A 22232-nucleotide genomic window follows, 5' to 3' on the forward strand; every position below is an offset into this window, starting at 1 on the left:
TCCACATACCGCATTCTTTTTGACACATTCCGTCGGCTAAAATGCGCCCACAATCAAGTTGCGTCCTTTAGTTTCAGCCCATACTGTCGGCTCATACAAACTTTGAGGGAAGCAATTGCGCAAAATGCAATTCGTGTCGAATCAGTCAGTTGACGGTCGGGCACTCAAAAGGAGGATGACACCCATGCAGTATATTGTGGGACTGCTCTTCATTATTGCCTCGCTCTTTTCGACCGTTGCCATGGCGGATGATGTCGAAGGCAAGATCACCGGCATCAATCAGGATAAGGAAACAATTACACTGGATGACGGCAAGACCTATAAGTTGCCGGGAGAGTTTGATTATTCCGCTATTAACAAAGGCATGAAGGTCATCATTCTCTATGATGAAGCCGACAATACGCGCTTCGTCACCGACATTCAGGAAGCCCCATAAGATCAGCTTACCGCAAGCACTAGACCCGTGTCGTACTGGCGAACAAAATCGACGCGGGTTCCATTCCAGTGATAGCTGTAGTGCCGACCCTGAACCGGAATCGTTATAATATTCGGCCAGAAAATCCCGATACAAAGGCCACCGCGCATCCGCACACTTGGCCAGAGAAGCCCGTGACTGCCCGCTGCGCGAAGATCTTTTCCCTCCACATGTGAAGCCCCATAGTCAACCGGATCAAGCACACCCGGTACTTTGCTCACATCGTCCAGTTCCCGTTCGACACTGCCAATCAGCACCCGAAAATCGGAAGTCCAGCCGGGTTCTTCATTGGTTGCCCGCATGAATTTTTCATGGTGATGGATGGTTTCCGCCACCGCCACATCTTCACGATCCGCGGCATAATAAATACCGTAGCTGCCATCGCTGAAACGCCCCGGACGGGCTGTCGAGCAATGTACGAAAGGCGCCATCACATAAGTTGCACCCCGCCCGGCAACGCGCCGATCAGCAGGCACCTTGCCAAGATCGCCAATTTCGAAACGAATGCGCGGGTTTGTCTTCTCCTCAACCGAAGCAAGTGCCTCCCAATCACGCGGATCTGCGATATCTTCAAACAGGTCGATTGGCGGATGGATGGAGCGGATGATGCGAAAAGTCTGCGGCCAGTGAACATGTTGCTTTTGAGCCAGTCCGCTTACCATGCGCCGCGCTCCGCATTGAGCCATTCTCGCAGTGCAGCAAGATCTGAAATTTCACCACGCAACATGAGATCGAGCGCCGACAAACCGTCGAACGCGCCATTCGGCTTTCTGATCCAGGCATAGCCGCGGGCCGCATCACGGAACATGTAGCGCAGGCCTTTGTGAATGCCCATAAGATGCGCCATACGCATCCGCAAGTCACGGTCGATGCGGCCTATGCTACCTTCTTTCCAGCGCGCCCATGTGCGCGGGGACATATCACCCAAAAGCGTACTGGCTTCCGTATCTGACAGTTTCCACGCCTTGAACAAATTGACCGTGGTGCGCGCCAATGCGCCCGCTTCTTCGTCAGTGATTACCTTCGACAGATTGCCCGCAGGCGTTATGCTGATTGGCTGAAGCTCCATGGCATACCTTCCTTATGGCGGAAAGATAGCATAATTTTGCCAAATGGCAAGAAATCAGAAACTCACGCGCTTATTCGACGCGAAGCCATCCAGTGCGAATGACATTTGCCCATTCTTCCCTGCCTGCCTTCTCAGCGAGCAAAGCCATTCGAGATGGGTCATATGGGATACTGCGGAATGTAACCCGCCAGTTCCCTGCACCATCATCGATTACGGCATAAGACGCATTCGGCGTTCCGGTCTGCACAATATGTGGCACGGGATGATCGTCATCATAGCCAGGACAGCCAACACTGCCGGGATTGACGATCTGGCGACCATCGCTCAACCACACAACGCGCGGCGTATGCGTATGACCGCAGAGGATCAATGATGCAGCAATGCCTTCTGCTTCCGCTTCAATCTGCTTTTTCGGCCTCAGCACGACATCGCCAGTAGCAGTCACAGTTTCGAGCCAGTAAGTCGTGTCACTCGTGGGCGTTCCGTGGCTCAGAAAAATGCGGCCATCCGCGAGAACTTTGGTTGCGGGCATATCTCGCAGCCAGGCAAGATGCCGCTCTTCCAACTGGTCATAGGCAACGCGATCAGATGGGCCCATGTCTTCGACGGCTTTTTCAACCAGCCAACGGTCATGATTGCCACGAATTGCAATCATCTCACGCGCCATCAGTATATCCACTGTTTCGCGCGCAGCGAGCGGCCCACTTAAATGATCGCCGAGATTGATAATGGTTTGGATATTCAGGGCATCAATATCAGCAAGCACTGCTGCCAGCGCATCACTGTTGCCATGAATGTCAGCAATAACCGCAAAGCGTTTGAATGACATGAACACTCGCTAAGTAGGGCTTTTCAACGACCGCAATGACGCAGCGCATCGACATCAAAAGCTACCCGGCTTTTAAGAGCAGTTCCAGTTAATATTGAACCGTTGGAACCGCTCTATCTTTTTGTTTTTACGCATTATCCCTATGCAAAACCGCTTCCAACTTTTGCCGGAAATGCTTTAAACCCAATCAAGCTTGCCGTTTTCGAACTTCAATATCTTGTCCTGCGGGATGGAGATATTTGCAGCATCGTGGCCGTCGATATCACCATAGAGATAAAACAGGGTGCGAATGCAGCCGCCATGCGTCACACAGACGGTTGGCCATTCGACCGCTTCAACCCAGCGCCCGATACGCTGAGAAAGACGCATATAGCTTTCAGCCGTTTCGCCCGGCGGGATGAAGTTCCACTTATCGCGAGCGCGCGCTTGCACAAGGTCATCACGCTCCTTGGCAATATCTTCCATCATGAAGCCTTGCCAATCGCCGAAATTCACTTCCATAAGCTGCGGATCAGTACGGAAATCATATGGGTCGAGACCCATGCGCAGGCGAATGCGCTCCATTGTTTCGCGTGTGCGGCGCAGCGGGCTTGCAACGAAATCATAACCGGCACCGTCGCCAATCAGTGACTTCAGCATATCGCCGTTACGGTCTGCCTGTGTACGTCCATGGGCGTTGATATCAATATCAAGCTGCCCCTGAATGCGCTGCGAGACATTCCAATCCGTCTCACCGTGACGCGAAAAGTAGATGATCTCCCGAGCCAAAGCGTTACCTCTATTTGCCGCTAAATGATTTTCTGGCGCACATTATGCTAGCGCCCATTCTTTGGATAACCTTCCCGCTGACGGAAAGACAAAAGAAAAATCCCGAAAAGTCGGTCAACTTTTCGGGATTTCGTCTTACAGCAATCAGTCTTTAACGACTGAGATATCCGGAGCGTCAACAGCCTTCATGCCGATGACGTGGTAGCCGCTGTCAGCGTGGTGAACTTCACCCGTGACCGAGCGCGATAGGTCAGAGAGGAAGTAAAGGCCAACATCGCCCACTTCATCAATCGTAACCGTACGGCGCAGCGGTGCGTTATACTCGTTCCACTTGAGAATATAGCGGAAGTCACCAATGCCGGATGCAGCCAGAGTCTTGATAGGACCTGCTGAAATCGCATTGACGCGGATATTCTGCGGGCCAAGATCAACGGCCAGATACTTGACGCTTGCTTCAAGAGCAGCCTTTGCAACACCCATGACGTTGTAGTTCGGCATGACTTTTTCAGCGCCGTAATAGGTCAGCGTCAAAATGGAGCCGCCATCAGCCATCAGCTTTTCCGCGCGGCGCGAAATTGCCGTCAGCGAATAAACCGAAATCAGCATGGTGTTCTGGAAATTGGCTTCGCTGGTATCGACGTAACGGCCGGTCAGTTCATCCTTGTCGGAGAAACCAATGGCGTGAACGACGAAGTCGAGCTTGCCCCACTTCTTTTCAAGTGCTTCAAAAACAGCATCAATGCTTGCGCCGTCAGCAACATCACAATGTCCTGCAACGAAAGCATCCAATTCTTCGGCCAACGGCTCCACGCGCTTCTTCAGCGCATCACCCTGATAGGTAAATGCGAGTTCCGCACCAGCTTCACGAGCGGCCTTGGCAATACCCCAGGCGATGGAACGGTTGTTGGCTACGCCCAGAATCAATCCGCGCTTGCCCTGCAACAAACCTGACTTTGCGGTCATTAAGGGTCCTCATCGAAATATAATCAACTAGATGCCCTATCGCACAGGCTTGCAACAGCTTCAAGCAATTGCGCATAAAAAGCCGGGTATTGTGATTTTATCGCACAACAGAGTTGTGCTTGAGCATCGGTTGAGGACGCAAAAGACACTACATAGCCTTTTTGCGGGGATTAAATGCAGCTCTAGCAGTTAATCCCCGCATTGGTTTTTATAACGATTTTGACTTATTCGCCTTTGCGCTTGCGCAAAAACTCTTCAAGTTCGGCATCGCCACCTTCCGGCAGCATGATGCGGACGTGAACATAAAGGTCGCCATGACCGCCAGCCTTCAGTGGCAGGCCCTTACCCTTGAGGCGCAGAACCTTATCTGAGTTGGACCAAGCCGGAACCTTGACGGCGATACGACCGCTCAGCGTTTCGACTTCAGCCTTACCGCCAAGGACGGCATCCTCAAGCTCGACAGGCAGATCGACATGCACATCGCGGCCTTCAAGCCTAAAACGTGCGCTTTGTTTGAAGTGGATCGTGACCAGCGCATCGCCGGGTGTTCCGCCCAGGACGTGCTCGCCCTGACCTTTGAGCCTGATTGTCTGGCCGTCTTCGACGAATTGCGGCAGCTTAATCTTCAGATGCTTGCCGTTGGGGAAGACGGCTTCAACCTTGTCGGCACCTGCAGCCTGTTCCAGCGTTATATTGATCGACGCTGAAAGATCGCTGCCCTTTACCGGCCCGCGCTGTTGACGTGCGCCACCGCGCCCGCCACCGAAAGCGCCGCCAAACAAATCATTGAGAATGTCTTCAGCGCCACCGAAGCCACCCTGTTGCCCGCCGCCACGCTGACGAAAGCCCGCAAACGGATCTCCGCCACCGAAACCGGCATGTCCATCAAAGCCGCCACCCTGACCGGCAAAGCCCTGAAACAATGGCTTGCCTTCTGCATCGATTTCGCCACGGTCAAACTGTCCGCGCTTGTCTTTATCGCCGACGATTTCATAGGCCTGGTTAACTTCCGCAAAACGCTCCTGAGCCTTCGGATCATCCTGGTTCTGATCCGGATGATGCTTTTTGGCCAGCTTGCGAAATGCCGATTTTATTTCTTCGGGCTTCGCCGTTTTGGCGACGCCCAACACGCTATAGGGATCGCGCATATATAGTCCTCATTAGGAAAAATGACTGTAATCTCAGTCGCTAGACTCAGTTTGCCATAATATGCGCACGAAGCCGGAAAACTTCCAGACTTACAAAGGGATGTTTTCAAAAAAGCTTAAATCGGTGCAAATGAGGTGAGTGTCCACTGACCGCCGCGCTGCATACAGGTTTCGCCGCGATAGATGGAAACACCGTCAAAAGCCTCACGAGAGGTCTCGAATTTCCGGCATAGGCCATCGTCAGATTTGGTCTCGGCAATCGTGGTAATCGTGCCCTGACTACCCGTATCAGGATTAGCCCACGGCACTGGCTTCTTGCCCCATTGGGTGAAATCAAGCGCCGAAACGACACTCTTGATCGTGGACTGGTCCGAAAGTTTACCAGTATCTGTTTCTGTCTTTTGTGCTGGTTTGACTGAACCCGTGATTGTAGACGAATCGGGCACAGCCTTCTCAATACTGACGCCACCCATCGCACAGCCTGCCAGCGGCAAAACAACCATAACGAGCGCTGCACGGCGAATAAAAGCCATACCAAGAATCGTAGAATCGTCATGTGTGTCGCGGCGAGCGGATTCAGCAGCCAACGGTCTTCCCTTAAATACATCCTAAAGATGTAGCGAATATGGGGGTATGGGGTTAACAAGCGGTTCGCGGGCAAGGTAAACAAATCGCTACCAAAGGACAACGGTATAAAGTTGGCTGACAGAGCTTCTATTGCAGATGTTCAGTGTTAATTGCGAAAACAAGCTTTTGCGGGCAAAAATCGCCATGATTAGTGAGCAGATTCAAGAGTCTGAAACATCGGTTCGAGTGAGGATGAACTTTGATTTCACGCCGTAACTTACTGATTGGTGGCGCCGCGCTTACCACAGCATTCAGCTTGCCAATTATCAGTGTTCGATCACAAAGCAGCCGCCTATCCCTTTGGCCTGCATCGCCACCTGGTGGCGGAGGCCCGAGCGGTTCGCCTGATATAACCAAGAGAGGCGCGGTCACAAACATTGCAGTACCTGGCTTAGAGATATTCAACCCTGAGCGGCCAAACGGTTCTGCAGTGATCATTGCCGGAGGTGGCGGATATAAGCGCATTGAGGAAGGCAAAGAGTCTTATCCCGCTGCACGCTGGCTCGCAAAAAGAGGCATTTTTGCTTTTGTCCTCACCTATCGACTGCCAATTGAGGGATGGGCTGCAGGACCACTGGCACCGCTACAGGACGTTCAAAGAGCATTTCGTCTGGTGCGGGCGAAAGCGGCTGACTGGCAGATTGCTCCAAACAAGATCGGTGCGCTGGGCTTTTCTGCTGGCGGGCACTTGATGGGGCTTGCCGCGACCCGCTCAGCTTTTGCGTCTTACGAACCTGTCGATGACATCGACACACAATCAGCCCGGCCAGATGCGGCGGCGCTGATTTATCCGGTTATTACACTTGAAGCGCCTTATGATCACACATCGACCCGTCGCTCGCTTGTTGGCAAGCATCCAACACAAGAAGCAACGCGGGAGTGGTCGGTTGAAAGCCATGTTAACAAGGATTGCCCTCCGGTTTTTCTCACGCAAGCGGACGACGATCAGATTTCCAATCCAGCCAATAGCCTTATCATGCAGCAAGCTTGTGTGAAGGCAGGCGTGGATGTGGAGTTTCATGCGATACCATCAGGTGGCCATGGCTTTGGCATGGGTAAGACGGGAACGCCTACGGAACAATGGCCGCAATGGTATGAAGCCTGGTTGAGAAAACACAACATGCTGGCATGATGCGTCGCAGCTCTCAGCCATGGACAAAGCGGACGAATTGGAGGAAGTTCCGCGTACCCAAGTTTTCCAGATATCTGAAATAGCGGCAAATGACAGACACCAGCGACGATTTCACCCAAAGCTCAGAACCGTTCCGACTTTTTGCTGAATGGCTGAATGACGCCACCAAGAGCGAACTGAACGACCCAAATGCACTGGCACTTGCCACCGTTGATCCTGACGGCCTGCCCAATGTGCGTATGGTGCTACTCAAGGATTTCGACGAGCACGGTTTTGTTTTCTACACCAATTATGAAAGCAAGAAGGGACAGGAAATCCTGTCCGCCGAAAAGGCTGCCATGTGCTTTCACTGGAAGTCGCTGCGCCGTCAGGTGCGCGTGCGCGGGCCAGTTGAGAAGGTCAGCGACGCAGAAGCCGACGCTTATTATGCATCGCGCCCACGCGGCAGCCGCATAGGAGCATGGGCATCGAAACAGTCTCGACCGCTCGAAAGCCGTTTTGCGCTTGAAAAGGCTGTTGCCGAATATACCGCTCGTTACGCCATCGGCGACATTCCAAGGCCTTCTCACTGGTCCGGATTCCGCATTCGCCCGGTTTCCATCGAATTCTGGCACGACCGTCCGTTCCGCCTGCATGACCGCGTATTGTTTACCCGCGACACACCTGAAGGCGACTGGAACAAAGATCGGCTTTATCCGTAACCAAATAAGAAAAAGGCCACCGTTTCGGTGGCCTTTTTAATTTAGACGAGCGGTTTGACTGCCACCCAAAGGCTTCCAAACACGAGGCCCAGAAAGATGATCAGGCCCACAATATTGTTGGAACGAAACAGTTTCAGACACTGATCGGGATTGTCGATATCAAGCACGATGATCTGGCGATAAAGATGGGCACCAGCGGCCAGCAAACCGGCAAGTGCTGGCATCGGAACCTGCGCAACAGCAAACGCCGCCGCAAAAAAACCGATTGCTCCACCATAAAGCACCATGAGCGCAGTCTTGGTATGTTTGCCAAACAGCCGCGCGGTTGAACCAACTCCAACCAGCGCATCATCTTCCTTGTCCTGATGGGCATAGATCGTATCGTAGCCGATCACCCAAAGGATCGCCCCTATGTAAAGCAGCACAGGTGGCAATGCGAGAGAGCCTTCCGCGGCCGCCCAACCCATCAGCGCGCCCCAAGAAAAGGCCAGACCAAGCACCAGCTGCGGCCAATTGGTGAAGCGCTTCATGAATGGATAGGCAGCAACAATCAGCAGAGAGAAGACACCAAGTCCGATTGAAAACCAGTTAAGCTGCAGCACGACGGCAAGGCCAACCAACGCCTGCAAAACGAGAAAAATCTTCGCCTGCCTGCTCGTGACCTGCCCCGATGGCAGTGGACGCGACCGCGTGCGATCGACTTTATCGTCGATATCCTGATCGACAATATCGTTATAGGTACATCCTGCACCGCGCATGGCAATTGAGCCAACCAAAAACAGGACAAGGTGCCAGATCGAGGGCATGACGGACCATGCACCGTCGCCAGGCTGCGCACCTGCGCCAGCAACGAGTGCTGCCGACCACCAGCACGGCCAGAGTAAAAGCTGCCAACCAATCGGGCGATCCCACCGAGCGAGCTGCGCATAGGGCCAAAGCGATGGCGGAAGAACACGATAGACCCAATGGCCCGAGGGTGCGTCTTTCACGCGTCCACGCACATCGCGCGACTGCACATCTGAATTGGCCCCAATACCGGACCCTGCATTGGGTTTTGACTGCTGCATGATTGCCTGCTTTCTAGAAACTGCTACGGCTCCACCCGCTTTTTATCCAAAAATCGCGGTACTGCCCTTGCCCGCAAACGCGTTGGGCAATAGAGACCCGTATCAATAAACATTTACTGATCTCACGCGCAGGGAGCAAGGCATGAAAGTTCTGTTGATCGGTTCCGGTGGCCGCGAACACGCATTGGCCTGGAAACTCGCCGCTTCTGAAAAGCTGACAAAGCTTTATTGCGCGCCCGGCAACCCCGGCATTGCCGAATATGCAGAACTTGTAACGCTCGACGTAACCGATCATGCAGCGGTCATCGCATTCGCCAAGGACAAGGCAATCGATCTGGTTGTCGTTGGCCCGGAAGCCCCACTCGTCGCGGGCCTAGCCGACGATCTCCAAGCCACGAATGTTCGCGTTTTCGGACCATCCAAGGCTGCCGCCCAGCTTGAAGGCTCGAAAGGCTTCACCAAGGATCTTTGCGCGCGTTTTGGCATTCCAACAGGTGCCTATGGCCGCTTCAACAATGCACCAAAAGCCAAGGCCTATGTCCGTGAAGTGGGCGCACCTATCGTCGTCAAGGCCGACGGCCTTGCCGCCGGCAAAGGCGTTGTTGTTGCCATGACGCTCGATGAAGCGCTGGACGCGGTTGATGCCTGTTTTGAAGGCGCATTCGGTTCTGCTGGTGCCGAAGTGGTCGTTGAAGAGTTTCTTGAAGGTGAAGAAGCAAGCTTCTTCTGCATTTGTGATGGCAAAACGGCCCTATCGCTTGGCTCGGCACAGGACCACAAGCGCGTGGGCGATGGCGACACCGGGCCGAATACCGGCGGTATGGGCGCTTATGCCCCCGCTCCTGTAATGACACCCGAAATCGTTGAGCGCACCATGCGCGAACTGATCGAACCGACTATGCGCGGCATGGCGGAAATTGGCGCACCTTTCTCGGGCGTGCTGTTCTTGGGCTTGATGATCGGCAAGGACGGCCCGAAGCTTATCGAATACAACACCCGCTTCGGTGATCCGGAATGTCAGGTGCTGATGATGCGCCTTGAAACCGACCTGCTTGATCTTATCAATGCGGCCGTGGACGGCAAGCTCGATGAAGTATCGCTTGAGTGGAAAGATCAGCCTGCCCTCACCGTGGTTATGGCTGCAGAAGGCTACCCTGCCAATGTGAAGAAAGGCAGCATCATTCGTGGTCTCGACCAGCTCAATGACATTGACGGGCTCAAAGTTTTCCACGCCGGTACGGCTGAAAAAGACGGCAACCTGATTGCCAATGGTGGCCGCGTTCTCAACGTAACAGCGATTGCTGAAACGGTGGCCGAAGCCCAGAGCAAGGCTTACGACGCCGTCAAGCAGATTGACTGGCCGGAAGGTTTTTATCGCTCAGACATTGGCTGGCGTGCAGTGGAACGCGAACGCTCGGGCAAGTAATAACCCGTCTCATGCGGCTGCAGCATTTCAAGCGATATGGACACGATTGCGTCCGGCTTTTTTCGCCTGATAGAGTGCCGCATCTGCACGGCGCATCGTCTCATAAAGGCTCTCATCATCGACCTGCTCGGCAACACCAAAGCTTGCCGTCGGGCTCCAAGCCGGAGATTTGCCTGTAAAGCGAAGCTCGCATAGAGCTTCTCGCAAGCTTTGCGCCAAAGCTTCCGCAGCAGCCATGTCGTTGTCTGGAATGAAGACAACGAATTCCTCGCCGCCCATTCGTGCGGCAACCGCTGCTTTCGGCAATTGCGTTTTGAGCAGCTTACCAAAAGCTGCAATCACCCTGTCACCGCCATCATGACCATAGGTATCGTTGACGCGTTTGAAAAAATCCAGATCGCTCATAATCACTGAATAGCGAATACGAGCTCCCTTGCGCGCCAAAACGCGGGAAACATGCCGATCAAAACCGCGTCGATTATAAATCTGCGAAAGCTCATCGACTTCCGATTGCTCGCTGGCCTCCCCCACCATATGCGACACAGTACTCAGCAAAAGAAGCAGTCCGCGCGCTACCTGCACCAGCACACCCACTGCCAGGGAAACGATGACATGCAGCGTGTTGGCATCGTCCTCCGGCCGCATATCGGAACCCGGCCAAGCGATAAGGAAGGCTTTTGAAAGGTAGTAAATGCAGCTGAATATCGCGAGCGCCATCATCAGTTTATCGACCAGGCGTGGCATACGCGATAGATAGATCACACGGATCATCCAAAGCTGCGCGAGGCAGAGCGGCAACTGATAAAGAAAGCGATGCAAAAACGACGTTCGCGGCAGATCATAGATGAGCAGATTGCAGATGATGGCTGCAAGGAAGAAGCCGCCATAAAATTTCCAGTCGATCTTCTGGTGATAGATACTTTGCAGGCCGATCGTTATGGCCAGAAAAGCCGCCATCAGAAGCGAGAAGGAAGCCAGGACCAATAGGCGTGGATTTTCTGCAAGCGGGATCCAGTAGCCGAAGATTGCAACGAGTGCTGCTGCTATAGATGCCAGCGTGAACCAGCGCGGGGCTGCATAGTTCCGTTCCTGAATGGCAACGAACGCAAATGTCAGGATGAAAACACATGACACCGTCAGATTGACAGTCAGGAAGTACGGAACAAGCGTCATATAAAAACACCTACGAACATTACTGACGTTTACAATAATGAACTAAAAATTGGATTAAGTGCAGTGTTTTGTTTTTAAAGGTCTATTTTCGGATTGGAGCATGAGAAAACGTAACCGTCGCGCGCTTCCTAATGCACTGATGACTTGGAGAGCAAATTAACAATCAGCACACCAAAAATTATGAAGCCGATTCCGATAATTCCCCACAAGTCCAGCTTCTGACCATAGACCAGCCAGCCGAAGGCAGAGATCAGAACGATACCGCAGCCGGACCAGATCGCATAAGCCACACCCACCGGAACGGTTTGCAATGTCAGGGACAGAAAATAAAAGGCTACGGCATAGCCAACAATCATCGTGAAGGTTGGAACCATAACCGTAAAAGAGTTGGACGCCTTGAGCGCAGATGTCGCAATTACCTCTGCAACGATAGCAACGCCGAGAAACAGATAGTTTTTCATGAGATTTAACTTTGTTGGTAAAGCCAGTTATTAGAGTGACTCCAGTTAATATTAAACTGTTGGAACCACTCTATCTTTTTGTTTTTATGCATTATTCTTACGCAAAACCGCTTCGCACTTTTGCCGGAAATGCTTTAATCGCTAATCATTTTCAGCAGACGGCTCCGAAGTGCTGACCAGTCATTCGGGACGACGCCAACCATATGGCTCAGCCAGATTCCATCAGCTGCAAAACGCACGGCTTCCATATCTGCCCCGCTTTCCGTGTCCCCGTATTCTTCGAGCCGCGCATTAAGCCAATGGCCCCAGGCATCGCGAAGTCTTGCATCGGAAAATACCGATATCCATAAAGCCCATACACGACTGTCATCCTGTTGCGCCTCTATCGCCAGCTCAAGATAGGCTCTTGTAAAACGTCCGCGAGTTTCTTGGTCATTCGCCATTCTGGCTCGCAAGGCAGTTTCAAAATCCAGTACCAATTCCTCAAAGACCGCATCAATCAGCAATTGTTTGTTTGCGAAGTGGTGCAGCAGACCGCCCTTCGTGACGCCAGCTCTACTTGCCACAGCCTCAAGGCTCACCGCATTCAAACCAGACTCCAGTGCCAACTCGACAGCACTTTCAATGAGCTGCGAACGGACAAGTTGAGGGTTCTTCTGGCGACGATTAGCGATTGACATAAAGAAACCTACCAGATGGTTTGTTTTCTGTCACGCAGCAAACTTGCGTTTTCTTCGCGCTGTAAAAGGAAATCTGGTGTGAGGTTGCGACCACCCAAAGGAAACCGAACGTGATCCAACAAGACAATTCATAATATTGACGTTTACGTAATAAGCCGATAGCTCTTATATCAATAGCCATTATGTTCCCGCTGCCTGATTGGCCGCGGGACGGGTTTCCGAGGAGAGACCCGCACAAAGGCCAAGTGGAGGAAAGATGTATCGCGCGCCGGTTTCCGAAATTTCCCATACGCTGATGAAGGTCGCAGGCCTTGAAACAGCCATTGAAGAGAACCGTTTCCCCGAATTTTCCACCGATCTGGCGGAAGCTATTCTGGAAGAAGCAGGCAGGTTTGCCTCCGAGCGCGTGGAACCACTTCGCATCACCGGTGACAGGCATGGTGCCACCATCAAAGATGGCGTTGTGACGACGGCACCGGGTTGGAAAGAGCTTTATGCCGACTGGATTGCAGGCGGCTGGAATTCACTAACCGGCACGCCGGAATATGGCGGCCAGGGCCTGCCAACCATGATGTCGGTGGCGGTCAGCGAAATGTGGAATTCCGGCACTTTGGCATTTGCTATCGCTCCTACGCTAACGATGGGCGCGGTCGAAGCACTGGAAAAGCACGCCTCAAAAGAGCTGAAAGACACGTATTTAGAAAAGCTCATCACCGGCGAGTGGATGGGCACAATGAACCTGACAGAGCCGCAGGCGGGCTCTGATCTCGGTGCATTGCGTGCGCGTGCAGAGCGCAGCGATGATGGTTCATATCGTATTTTTGGCCAGAAGATTTTCATTACCTATGGCGAACATGATCTGACCGACAATATTGTGCATCTGGTGCTGGCTCGCCTGCCCGATGCACCTGCAGGAACCAAGGGCATATCGCTGTTTCTGGTGCCGAAATTCCTCGTCAATGCTGATGGCTCGCTCGGTCGGCGCAATGATCTGTTCTGCTCGGGCCTGGAACACAAGATGGGCATTCATGCCTCCCCTACCTGCACCATGATCTATGGCGATGGGTTCGTGAAAGGCGAGGAAACAGGTGCCGTTGGTTATCTGATTGGCGAAGAAAATCGCGGCCTCGCCTGCATGTTCACCATGATGAACAATGCCCGTTTGCTGGTTGGTATTCAGGGCGTTGGCGTGGCCGAAGCCGCCTATCAGCAGGCATTGAACTACGCCAAAGAGCGCAAGCAGGGCCGCGCCTTAGGTGCTGACCCGAAGGCTGGCATGAGCCCAATTATCGAGCACCCGGATGTGCAACGTATGTTGCTCACCATGAAAGCGCTGACACAGGTTGCCCGCTCCATCACCTATTCATGCGCCCATGCGATCGATATGAGTCATGCAACAGAGGGTGCTGACGCACAATTCTGGTCGGATCGCGCCGGACTGCTCACACCTTTGGCCAAAAGCTTTGCAACTGATGTCGGCGTGGATGTGGCCTCGCTTGGCGTGCAGATCCATGGCGGCATGGGCTTCATCGAAGAAACCGGTGCAGCGCAATTGCTGCGCGATGCCCGCATTACTCCGATTTATGAAGGTACAAATGGCATTCAGGCCATTGACCTTGTGCTGCGCAAGTTACCGCTCGGCAATGGTGAGCGCATCGGCAACTATCTCGCCGAACTGCAGCAAGAAGCGGACAAAGCGACAAAATCGAACCGTCCTGAACTTGGCGAAACGGGTTCACGTCTTTCGGCCGCCATCAAAGAAGCGCGTGAAGCCACCGAATGGCTGCAAAAGGCGGCAAGCGAAGGCCGTACAGAAGAAGCGCTGGCTGGCGCAACGCCGTATCAGCGCCTGCTCTCCCTGACTGCTGGCGGTGCGTATCTCGCGCGCGCAGCACTTAAGAGTGACGATGCCGGCCGCGCTGCGCTTTGCCGTTTCTTTGCCGAAAACATGCTTGCAGAAGTCTCATCCCTCAAGGACACCGTCATCAGCGGCGCAGTCAGCCTTGCAGCTGCAAAATCCGCGCTGGAGGTCTGATTATGAGCGAGCATGTTCTGATCGAACACAAAGGTGCAGTGCAGATCATCCGGCTTAACCGGGCCGACAAGAAAAATGCCATCACCCGCGCTATGTATGCGGCAATGGCCAAGGCGCTTGTAGATGGCGATGCCGATGATGCGGTGCGCGTGCATGTGTTTTTGGGTGTGCCCGGTGCATTCTCGTCGGGTAACGACATGCAGGATTTCATGGCTGCCGCGTCGGACGGCAATATGGGCAATGACATTCTGAATTTTCTCGCAGCCCTATCGGGCTCGAAGAAGCCGGTCATATCCGGCGTCGATGGCCTGGCTATCGGGATCGGCACGACAATCCATCTTCATTGCGACCTGACGTTTGCCACTAACCATGCGTTGTTTCGCACGCCTTTTGTTGATCTCGGACTCGTACCGGAAGCGGCCTCCAGCCTGCTTGCACCATCGCTGATGGGGCATCAGAAGGCATTTGCATTGCTCGCACTGGGGCATGGCTTCGATGCGCAGGCGGCACTTGAAGCGGGCATTGTCTATAAGGTTGTCGAAAGCAACGAGCTGGAAGCAGAAGTGCTGAAAGCTGCAGAGGAAATTGCTGCCAAGCCTCCGCAGGCCATGCAGATTGCTCGCAGCCTGATGCGTATGCCTGCCGAACCTGTTGCTGATCGCATCGCAAGAGAAGCAAAGCATTTTGCCGAGCGGCTTACGTCGAGCGAAGCGCGCGAAGCCGTAATGGCGTTTCTCAGCCGCAAAAAGTAATCTGAATAAAAAATTACCCGGATGGGGTTACCATCCGGGTGGCTTGCTGGAGGTCAGCCAAGTTGGTTGCTCCGGCATCGAGGCCTTTGATGTCTGGAAAGGTCCTTCATCTTTCCAGACGACCACCGAGCGGTGCGTTATTCTTTAGATAGTATAGAAATCCGACGAGAACGTGTTCACACGCGAATGTGATGACCTACTAGTATGGCGAACCCGAAATTCGTATCGCTTTGATGCAGCTCTTGGAGCGAATTTCTGGATGCGTTCTAGTTTCGAGCGATAATCTCACGGCCTTCAATGACCATACGCACGCCCAGCGAACCGGTTTTGCGGCGGGCAAGGAAGCGAGGGCGGCGGCGGCGCGGTTCCTGCCCCTGACGGCGTGCCTGTGGTTCTCCGGTGCGAACCGGGCCAGTGCTTTCATAAAGCGGACGCGCAACGCCATCTTCTTCCACCAGCATCATTGGCAGATTGAAGGTTGCAGCCCAGGCGCGCCAGTCAGCAGCAACATCGGTCAGGTCGTGAGCAACCAGCAGCGGCACAGAAAGCTGCGGATCTTCATGCATCAGTTCAAGCGTTACGGTGATTTCGCCAAACTCGTCTTCGACAGCGCGAGCTGTCACGCCGATGAATGCGTTGATCGGAAGAGCGAGCGACATTGGCAAGCCGCTCGATGGCAGGATCTGGCGGATAACCGCACCACGTTCACTAATGGTGAAGGTTACGTCTGCATCGCAATCTTCTGCCGCATAGGTCACAACCTGCGGAAGGTGAAACGGATCGAGCCGAAGTTCCTGACCTGCCCATTCTGGCTTTTTAAGTCCGCTGCTCATCATTTTCGACGCCTCTGTCTATCTCTGCCTGTTTTTTGAGAGCCAGTTATTCCGGCTTCCCTTTTGAGCGATGTTCGCTCTTGTTGATTTGGAGAATAGACCGCGTTTATTACCGATGCGCTTAACGCGTTAGGTTAACTTTTCCCTGCTTTTTCATTTGGTTACTGCTTTACAACCAGGTGTAAGAAGTCAGTAATTCTTGCTAATTTTCGTTTACATAAATGAAAAGGCGGACAGTTTCCTGCCCGCCTTAATTTCTTCTTATTTGCTGGAATTACAGCACTTTACCCGGATTCATAATGCCATTCGGATCGAATGATTTCTTAATACGGCGCATCAGTTCAAGCGCCACATCCTGCTTGAAGAAGGCCAGCTCCTCGCGCTTCAACTGACCAATACCGTGCTCTGCGGAGATCGATCCGGTATAAGAAGCAACAATTGTATGAATGCGGTGATTAAGGTCGTGCCAGCGATCAAGGAAAGCTTGCTTATCGGCACCCACCGGCTGCGACACATTATAGTGCAGATTGCCATCGCCAATATGGCCGAAGCAAACGATACGCGAGCCGGGAATCATTTCCAGCGTTGCCGCATTGGCTTCATGAATGAATTCCGGGATTTTTGCGACAGGCACCGAGATATCGTGCTTGATCGAGCCGCCTTCCGGTTTCTGCGCCCAGGACATTTCCTCACGCATTTTCCAGAACATCTGCGCCTGTGCAACGCTCTCGGCAATCGCTGCATCCTGAATAATATCGTTCTCGAACGCTTCCGTCAGGATGGTTTCAAGCGTCGCGCGCGCATCGTCTTCCGAGCGGGTCGAGGAAATATCAACCAGCACATACCAGTCATGCGGGCTTTCGAGCGGATCGCGAACGCCGTCGACATGGGCAATGGTAAACTCAACGCCGACACGCGGCATCAGTTCAAAGCCAGTGAGCGACGGGCCAGCATGTTCGGTTGCAAGCTGGAACAGGCGCAGCACGTCTTCCGGGCTGCGAAGACCCGCATAGGCCACGCCCTTGCCCTTTGGCTGCGGATAAATCTTCAAAACGGCAGCCGTGATGACACCGAGCGTGCCTTCCGAACCGACAAACAGATCTTTGAGATCATAGCCGGTATTGTCTTTCTTCACGTAGCGCAGATCATTGAGAATCTCGCCGCTTGGCAGAACCACTTCAAGGCCGAGGCAAAGCTCGCGCATATTGCCATAGGCCAGAACGGCGGTGCCGCCAGCGTTTGAACCAAGATTGCCGCCAATCTGGCAGGAACCTTCCGCGCCAAGCGACAGCGGGAACAGACGGCCCACTTTCTGCGCTTCGTCCTGAAGGTTTTTGAGGATCACACCGGCTTCGACCGTCACCAGATTGCCGACCGGATCAACCGAGCGCACCTTGTTCATGCGGCCAAGCGACAGAACAATCGTGGTGTCGCTCTGATCAGGCGTCTGACCGCCAACAAGGCCAGTATTACCGCCCTGCGGGACGACCGGCGTCTTGGTTTCATTGGCAAGTTTCAGGATAGCAGAAACTTCTTCCGTCGAAGCAGGGCGCAGAACCAGTGGCGAACGGCCCTGATAGAGATCGCGCTGCTCGATCATGAAGGGCGCAATATCTTCCGGCGCGGTCAGCGCATTCTTTTCGCCAACGATGGCTGCAAAACGTTCGATCAGGGCGGTGTCGAGCATGTGCTTCTCTTGTCAGTTTGGGGAACTAGCGCGGGGCCGCCGCGCGTTTAAGACGATCATTGATGGCCTCACCGAGACCATCAAAAGGAATGGGTTCGACAGCAATGGTGCGTGCGCCGCTTGCATCAAGCCTGCGCATGAAATCAAACAGATTGCTGGCCGCTTCGCGCAAATCGCCTGTCGGGCTAAGATTAAGCGTCGAAACCGCCTTGTCTGCACCGGCCACGCGCTTTGGCCCGAAAGCCAGCAATGCCTCGCCCGCATCAACGCTTGCAGCATCAAGCCGCACGGCAGCATCAGGCGCATAATGCGATTCCATCATGCCCGGCGCTTGAATGGCGGCCTTATGCTCAGCGCGTTCAAGCTTAACGCCAATCAGCGCTTCAATCTCTTCTGCCGCCAGACCACCGGGGCGCAGCAAGCGCACGCGCTCGCCTTCAACCTTAAGAATAGTCGATTCAACGCCCACGCCGCACGGCCCGGCATCGAGGATCAAATCGATCTTATTGCCCAGATCGTCCGCCACGGCTTTCGCGGATGTCGGACTGATACGGCCTGAAGTATTGGCGCTCGGTGCAGCAACAGGGCTGTCCAGATTCTTTATAACATCACGCACCCGTCCCGTAGGCATACGGACGGCGAGCGTATCAAGCCCTGCCGTCACCAGCGGATGGATTGGGCGCATCGTGTCTTGCTGCGCTTTAAGCGGCAGAACTATTGTGAGTGGCCCCGGCCAGAAAGCCTCCGCGAGCTTTCGCGAGATCGGATCGAACGTCACGTAACGCTCGGCCATGGCTATACTGTCGACATGGGCAATGAGCGGGTTGAACTGCGGGCGACCTTTGGCGGCGAAAATACCAGCCACGCCTTCGCCATGCGCTGCGTCAGCCGCAAGACCATAGACCGTCTCTGTCGGAATCGCGACAAGGCCGCCACGGGTGAGCACTGCCACCGCACGTAAAACAGCTTTATCGTCAAATTCCAGAATATCGGCCAAGGTCATTCTCCTGCCGCTGTAGCTACACAACACATGGGCTTAGAGCAAGGGACTCGTATGCGCAGTTCATGCAAGATAGGAATGAGGTACAAAAAGAAAGGGCGCTTGAAAGCGCCCTTTTTGTCTTATCCGGCGATTTTCGAGAAATCTGCCACCTTGCTGGTGGCAGTGCGGATTTGTTCAAGCAGTGCAAGGCGATTGGCGCGGACATTTTCGTCCTCGTCATTGACCAGAACCTTCTCGAAGAACGTATCGACCGGACCGCGCAGCTTGGCCAGTGCCAGCATTGCACCGCCGAAATCTTCGCGGACAATAGCTTCTTCGGCTTCTTGAGCTGCGAGGTTCACAGCCGCATAAAGCGCCTTTTCCTCATCGAGCTTCAGGAGAGCCGCATCAACGCTTTGGGCGACCTTGGTGCCCTTCTTTTCTTCCGCAGCCAGAATATTGGCAGCGCGCTTGGTGCCAGCCAGAAGGTTCTTGCCGTCTTCTTCATTGATGAAGACGATCAAGGCTTCCAGACGACGGGCAACCAGCAGAAGATTGTCGGCATCCGAAGTCAGAACCGCATCAATCGCGTCGTGGCGTGCGCCGTCTTCTTTCAAGTGAACCTTGAAACGGTCATGCAGGAACGACAGCAGGTCAGCCAACAGCGGCTCAGCATTGGCTTCGATTTCAGCACGCGCTTGCGTTTCGAGATTGCGCAATGCGTTATCGACGTCCTGCTCGCCATCAACATCGCCAGATTTTTCATCTGCGAGCTTGGCTTCAAACTCACGCAGTTTGCGCTGAACCTGGCTCTCTTTCAGCGCGGCATAAGCCGAGCGCAGAAGTGGCAACAGCGGGAACTTCCAATCCTTTGACAGAACCAGACGGATCACACCAAGAGCTGCACGGCGCAGAGCAAACGGGTCTTTCGAGCCGGTAGGCTTTTCGTCAATCGCCCAGAAGCCAACCAGCGTGTCGAGCTTGTCAGCCAAAGCGACAGCAACAGCAACCGGATTTTTCGGTACGAAATCAGACGGGCCTTGCGGCTTGTAATGCTCTTCGAGAGCCGTTGCGACGGATTCGTCTTCGCCCTGAAGGAGCGCATATTTACGACCCATTGCACCCTGAAGTTCAGGGAACTCGCCGACAACTTCCGTGGTCAGATCAGCCTTAACCAGAACTGCCGCGCGGGCTGCAAGCGCAGGATCGGCTCCGACCAGCGGCGCAATCTGTGCTGCCAGTTCGCGGATGCGTTCAACGCGTGCGCCTTGCGTGCCGAGCTTGGCATGGAAGGTCACATTAAGCGCATCCAAACGCGCCATGCGCTGATCGAGCGGCTTTTTCAGATCAAGGCCGAATTTCTCGCCAGAAGCCAAAAGCTTGTCGAGGTCCGGCAGATCATGCTGATCGGTGTGCCAGAAATAGAGCGCATCGGAGAGGCGTGCGCGCACGACCTTGCCATTGCCGTAAGCGATTTCTGTGCCGCCATCGCGGGCTGCGATGTTGGAGATCAGAATGAACTTGTTCGACAGCGCTTCCGTTTCACCCTGCTTGCGGGTGACAAAGCATTTCTGGTTCACACGGATTGTCAGCTGAATGACTTCCGGCGGAATCGCCAGAAACTCTTCCTCAAACTCGCCCATCAGCACCACAGGCCATTCGACCAGACCAGAAACCTCTTCAAGAAGACCCGCGTCTTCGACCAGTTCCAGACCGGATGCGAAAGCGAGATTATGCGCGTCCTGCGAGATGATTTCCTTGCGGCGCTCGGCGTCGAGCACAACGAAAGCCTTTTCGAGCTTTTCGACATAATCATCGAAACGGCGCACCTTGATCGCCTGACCATCGCTTAAGAAACGATGACCATAGGTGACATTGCCCGACTTGATGCCATCGACGTCAAACTCTACCACAACCGTTTCTTCGGTTTCAGGACCGAAGGTGCAGAGGATTGATTGCAACGGACGCACCCAGCGAAGCGCACCCGGCTTTGAGGACGCCGCACCCCAGCGCATGGACTTTGGCCAAGGGAAGTTGCGGATTGTCTGCGGTACGAGTTCCGCGATGATTTCTTCAGCAGCGCGACCCGGCTTGGTCAGATGAGCAACGTAGAAATCGCCCTTCTTCGGATCAGAATGCACATGCGCCTGAGACACATCGGTCAACCCAGCCTTGCGGAGGAAGCCCTGAATGGCTTGTTCCGGCGCTGTGACGGATGGGCCTTTTACGTCTTCATGCACGTCTTTCGAGCGCACGGTCAGGCCGCGCACATCGAGCGTCAGACGACGCGGGGTCCAATAGGCGGTCGTGGCCTCATAGGTCAGACCGGCTTCTACCAGACCATCGGTGATCATCTTCTTGAAATCACCTGCTGCTTTACGCTGCATACGGGCCGGGATTTCCTCGGAGAAAAGTTCGAGTAGTAAATCGGGCATCACACAGCCTCGTTCTTAAGGTTGAAGCCGCCGGCGTCGGTGAGCAAAAATGCTTCGCCGCACTGACGCGCGAGATTGCGCACGCGCAGGATATAGCTTTGACGTTCAGTGACCGAGATCACGCCGCGCGCATCCATCAGGTTGAAGACATGCGATGCCTTGATGCACTGGTCATAAGCCGGGAAAACGCACTTATGTAAAGAGCCTTCGCCTGTGCTACCTGCCTTCAAAATCGCAGCGCATTCACGCTCTGCATCGATGAAATGCTGATGCAGGATATCCGTGTTCGCCATCTCGAAATTGTAGCGGGAATATTCCTGCTCGGCCTGCAAGAAAACATCACCATAGGTGACTTTTTCCTCGCCTTCGAGACCATTGAAGTTGAGGTCATAGACATTGTCCACGCCCTGCACATACATGGCGAGGCGCTCAAGACCATAGGTCAACTCACCCGCAACCGGCGAGCATTCAATGCCGCAGACTTGCTGGAAATAGGTGAACTGCGACACTTCCATGCCGTCACACCAACATTCCCAACCAAGGCCCCAAGCGCCAAGCGTCGGGCTTTCCCAGTCGTCTTCCACGAAGCGCACGTCATGCAACGTTGGATCAAGACCAATGGCACGCAGCGAACCGAGGTAAAGGTCCTGCAGGTTCGGCGGCGATGGCTTAATGATCACCTGATACTGGTAATAATGCTGCAAGCGGTTTGGATTTTCACCATAGCGGCCATCCTTTGGACGGCGCGACGGCTGCACATAGGCAGCTTTCCAAGGCTTTGGCCCGAGCGAACGCAAAGTCGTTGCCGGGTGGAAAGTACCCGCCCCCACTTCCATGTCGTAAGGCTGCAAAATAGCGCAACCGTGTTCCGCCCAATAGTTATGGAGCGTCAGGATCAAGCCCTGAAAGGAACGGGTGGGGTGCATATGTGCTGGCAACGTACTGGACACGGGGTCAGGCCTTGTTATTGAAATGATGGCCCGGTCTAA

The 22232-nt window shown here is 54.0% G+C and carries 22 protein-coding genes; 6 read left to right on the forward strand and 16 right to left on the reverse strand.

The genetic code is table 11. The features are described from left to right. The first annotated feature begins 184 nt into the window (after positions 1-184). On the forward strand, positions 185-436 hold the full coding sequence (locus RT142_RS22045) for a DUF1344 domain-containing protein (RefSeq protein ID WP_079211564.1): 252 nt from the start codon (positions 185-187) through the stop codon (positions 434-436). A gap of 2 nt (positions 437-438) precedes the next feature. On the opposite strand, the gene RT142_RS22050 is transcribed toward RT142_RS22045, so the two are convergent. The 7 genes from RT142_RS22050 to RT142_RS22080 all read right to left on the reverse strand — a co-directional run bounded on the left by RT142_RS22050 (position 439) and on the right by RT142_RS22080 (position 5839). Beyond that, positions 439-1137: an RES family NAD+ phosphorylase gene (locus tag RT142_RS22050; RefSeq protein ID WP_313031545.1), complete on the reverse strand. Its 699-nt coding sequence runs from the start codon at positions 1135-1137 to the stop codon at positions 439-441. After that, positions 1131-1544: an MbcA/ParS/Xre antitoxin family protein gene (locus RT142_RS22055; protein ID WP_112807045.1), complete on the reverse strand. Its 414-nt coding sequence runs from the start codon at positions 1542-1544 to the stop codon at positions 1131-1133. Before RT142_RS22055 ends, RT142_RS22050 begins: the two co-directional genes overlap by 7 nt. A gap of 70 nt (positions 1545-1614) precedes the next feature. Next, positions 1615-2373 (reverse strand): metallophosphoesterase family protein, encoded by a 759-nt coding sequence (locus RT142_RS22060; RefSeq protein WP_313031549.1) that lies wholly within the window; start codon positions 2371-2373, stop codon positions 1615-1617. 177 nt (positions 2374-2550) lie between these two features. Next, entirely contained in the window at positions 2551-3141 is a 591-nt protein-coding gene (locus RT142_RS22065) for a histidine phosphatase family protein (protein ID WP_007873745.1), read from the reverse strand. A 144-nt stretch (positions 3142-3285) separates the two neighbouring features. Next, a complete protein-coding gene (gene fabI / locus RT142_RS22070; RefSeq protein WP_007873744.1) occupies positions 3286-4104 on the reverse strand; it encodes an enoyl-ACP reductase FabI in 819 nt (272 codons plus the stop codon). Positions 4105-4328: 224 nt separating this feature from the next. Further along, entirely contained in the window at positions 4329-5252 is a 924-nt protein-coding gene (locus RT142_RS22075) for a DnaJ C-terminal domain-containing protein (RefSeq protein ID WP_007873742.1), read from the reverse strand. 116 nt (positions 5253-5368) lie between these two features. Next, positions 5369-5839: an RT0821/Lpp0805 family surface protein gene (locus RT142_RS22080; protein WP_241270807.1), complete on the reverse strand. Its 471-nt coding sequence runs from the start codon at positions 5837-5839 to the stop codon at positions 5369-5371. 239 nt (positions 5840-6078) lie between these two features. Here RT142_RS22080 and RT142_RS22085 point away from each other — a divergent pair, with 239 nt between their 5' ends. Together RT142_RS22085 and pdxH are read left to right on the forward strand one after the other, a co-directional pair. Continuing rightward, the gene (locus tag RT142_RS22085; protein WP_007873739.1) at positions 6079-7011 is read left to right on the forward strand and encodes an alpha/beta hydrolase; all 933 of its coding nucleotides are present in this window, start codon (positions 6079-6081) and stop codon (positions 7009-7011) included. Positions 7012-7100: 89 nt separating this feature from the next. Beyond that, complete coding sequence (gene pdxH / locus RT142_RS22090) at positions 7101-7712, forward strand: pyridoxamine 5'-phosphate oxidase (protein ID WP_007873737.1); 612 nt, start codon at positions 7101-7103, stop codon at positions 7710-7712. Positions 7713-7753: 41 nt separating this feature from the next. Here the strand turns inward: pdxH and ubiA are convergent, their stop codons facing one another. Next, complete coding sequence (ubiA, locus tag RT142_RS22095) at positions 7754-8779, reverse strand: 4-hydroxybenzoate octaprenyltransferase (protein WP_105518225.1); 1026 nt, start codon at positions 8777-8779, stop codon at positions 7754-7756. 142 nt (positions 8780-8921) lie between these two features. On the opposite strand from ubiA, the gene purD reads away from it, so the two are divergent. Next, complete coding sequence (gene purD, locus RT142_RS22100; RefSeq protein ID WP_112807051.1) at positions 8922-10205, forward strand: phosphoribosylamine--glycine ligase; 1284 nt, start codon at positions 8922-8924, stop codon at positions 10203-10205. 27 nt (positions 10206-10232) lie between these two features. Here purD and RT142_RS22105 read toward each other — a convergent pair whose 3' ends face one another. From RT142_RS22105 to RT142_RS22115, 3 genes are all read right to left on the reverse strand, one after another. Continuing rightward, positions 10233-11378 (reverse strand): GGDEF domain-containing protein, encoded by a 1146-nt coding sequence (locus tag RT142_RS22105; protein WP_007873723.1) that lies wholly within the window; start codon positions 11376-11378, stop codon positions 10233-10235. 128 nt (positions 11379-11506) lie between these two features. Then, positions 11507-11839: an SMR family transporter gene (locus RT142_RS22110; RefSeq protein WP_064320244.1), complete on the reverse strand. Its 333-nt coding sequence runs from the start codon at positions 11837-11839 to the stop codon at positions 11507-11509. 134 nt (positions 11840-11973) lie between these two features. Then, complete coding sequence (locus tag RT142_RS22115; RefSeq protein WP_112807053.1) at positions 11974-12519, reverse strand: TetR/AcrR family transcriptional regulator; 546 nt, start codon at positions 12517-12519, stop codon at positions 11974-11976. Positions 12520-12775: 256 nt separating this feature from the next. Here RT142_RS22115 and RT142_RS22120 point away from each other — a divergent pair, with 256 nt between their 5' ends. Together RT142_RS22120 and RT142_RS22125 are read left to right on the forward strand one after the other, a co-directional pair. Further along, complete coding sequence (locus tag RT142_RS22120; RefSeq protein WP_313031565.1) at positions 12776-14554, forward strand: acyl-CoA dehydrogenase; 1779 nt, start codon at positions 12776-12778, stop codon at positions 14552-14554. Between the two features lie 2 nt (positions 14555-14556). After that, positions 14557-15306 (forward strand): crotonase/enoyl-CoA hydratase family protein, encoded by a 750-nt coding sequence (locus tag RT142_RS22125; RefSeq protein ID WP_313031567.1) that lies wholly within the window; start codon positions 14557-14559, stop codon positions 15304-15306. A gap of 266 nt (positions 15307-15572) precedes the next feature. Here the strand turns inward: RT142_RS22125 and RT142_RS22130 are convergent, their stop codons facing one another. From RT142_RS22130 to RT142_RS22150, 5 genes are all read right to left on the reverse strand, one after another. Next, on the reverse strand, positions 15573-16142 hold the full coding sequence (locus tag RT142_RS22130; RefSeq protein WP_007873714.1) for a DUF6101 family protein: 570 nt from the start codon (positions 16140-16142) through the stop codon (positions 15573-15575). 271 nt (positions 16143-16413) lie between these two features. Beyond that, a complete protein-coding gene (locus tag RT142_RS22135) occupies positions 16414-17826 on the reverse strand; it encodes an FAD-binding oxidoreductase (RefSeq protein WP_313031570.1) in 1413 nt (470 codons plus the stop codon). A 25-nt stretch (positions 17827-17851) separates the two neighbouring features. Further along, entirely contained in the window at positions 17852-18829 is a 978-nt protein-coding gene (locus RT142_RS22140; protein ID WP_409558598.1) for an L-threonylcarbamoyladenylate synthase, read from the reverse strand. A 119-nt stretch (positions 18830-18948) separates the two neighbouring features. Continuing rightward, positions 18949-21243 carry a glycine--tRNA ligase subunit beta gene (gene glyS / locus RT142_RS22145; RefSeq protein ID WP_112807063.1) on the reverse strand — a complete coding sequence of 765 codons (2295 nt, stop codon included), beginning with the start codon at positions 21241-21243 and terminating at the stop codon, positions 18949-18951. Beyond that, on the reverse strand, positions 21243-22169 hold the full coding sequence (locus tag RT142_RS22150) for a glycine--tRNA ligase subunit alpha (protein ID WP_112807065.1): 927 nt from the start codon (positions 22167-22169) through the stop codon (positions 21243-21245). The genes glyS and RT142_RS22150 overlap by 1 nt, the downstream gene beginning before the upstream one ends. Between the last annotated feature and the right edge of the window lie 63 nt (positions 22170-22232).

This window comes from Brucella sp., assembly GCF_032066345.1.
Classification (GTDB): Bacteria; Pseudomonadota; Alphaproteobacteria; order Rhizobiales; family Rhizobiaceae; genus Brucella; species Brucella pseudogrignonensis.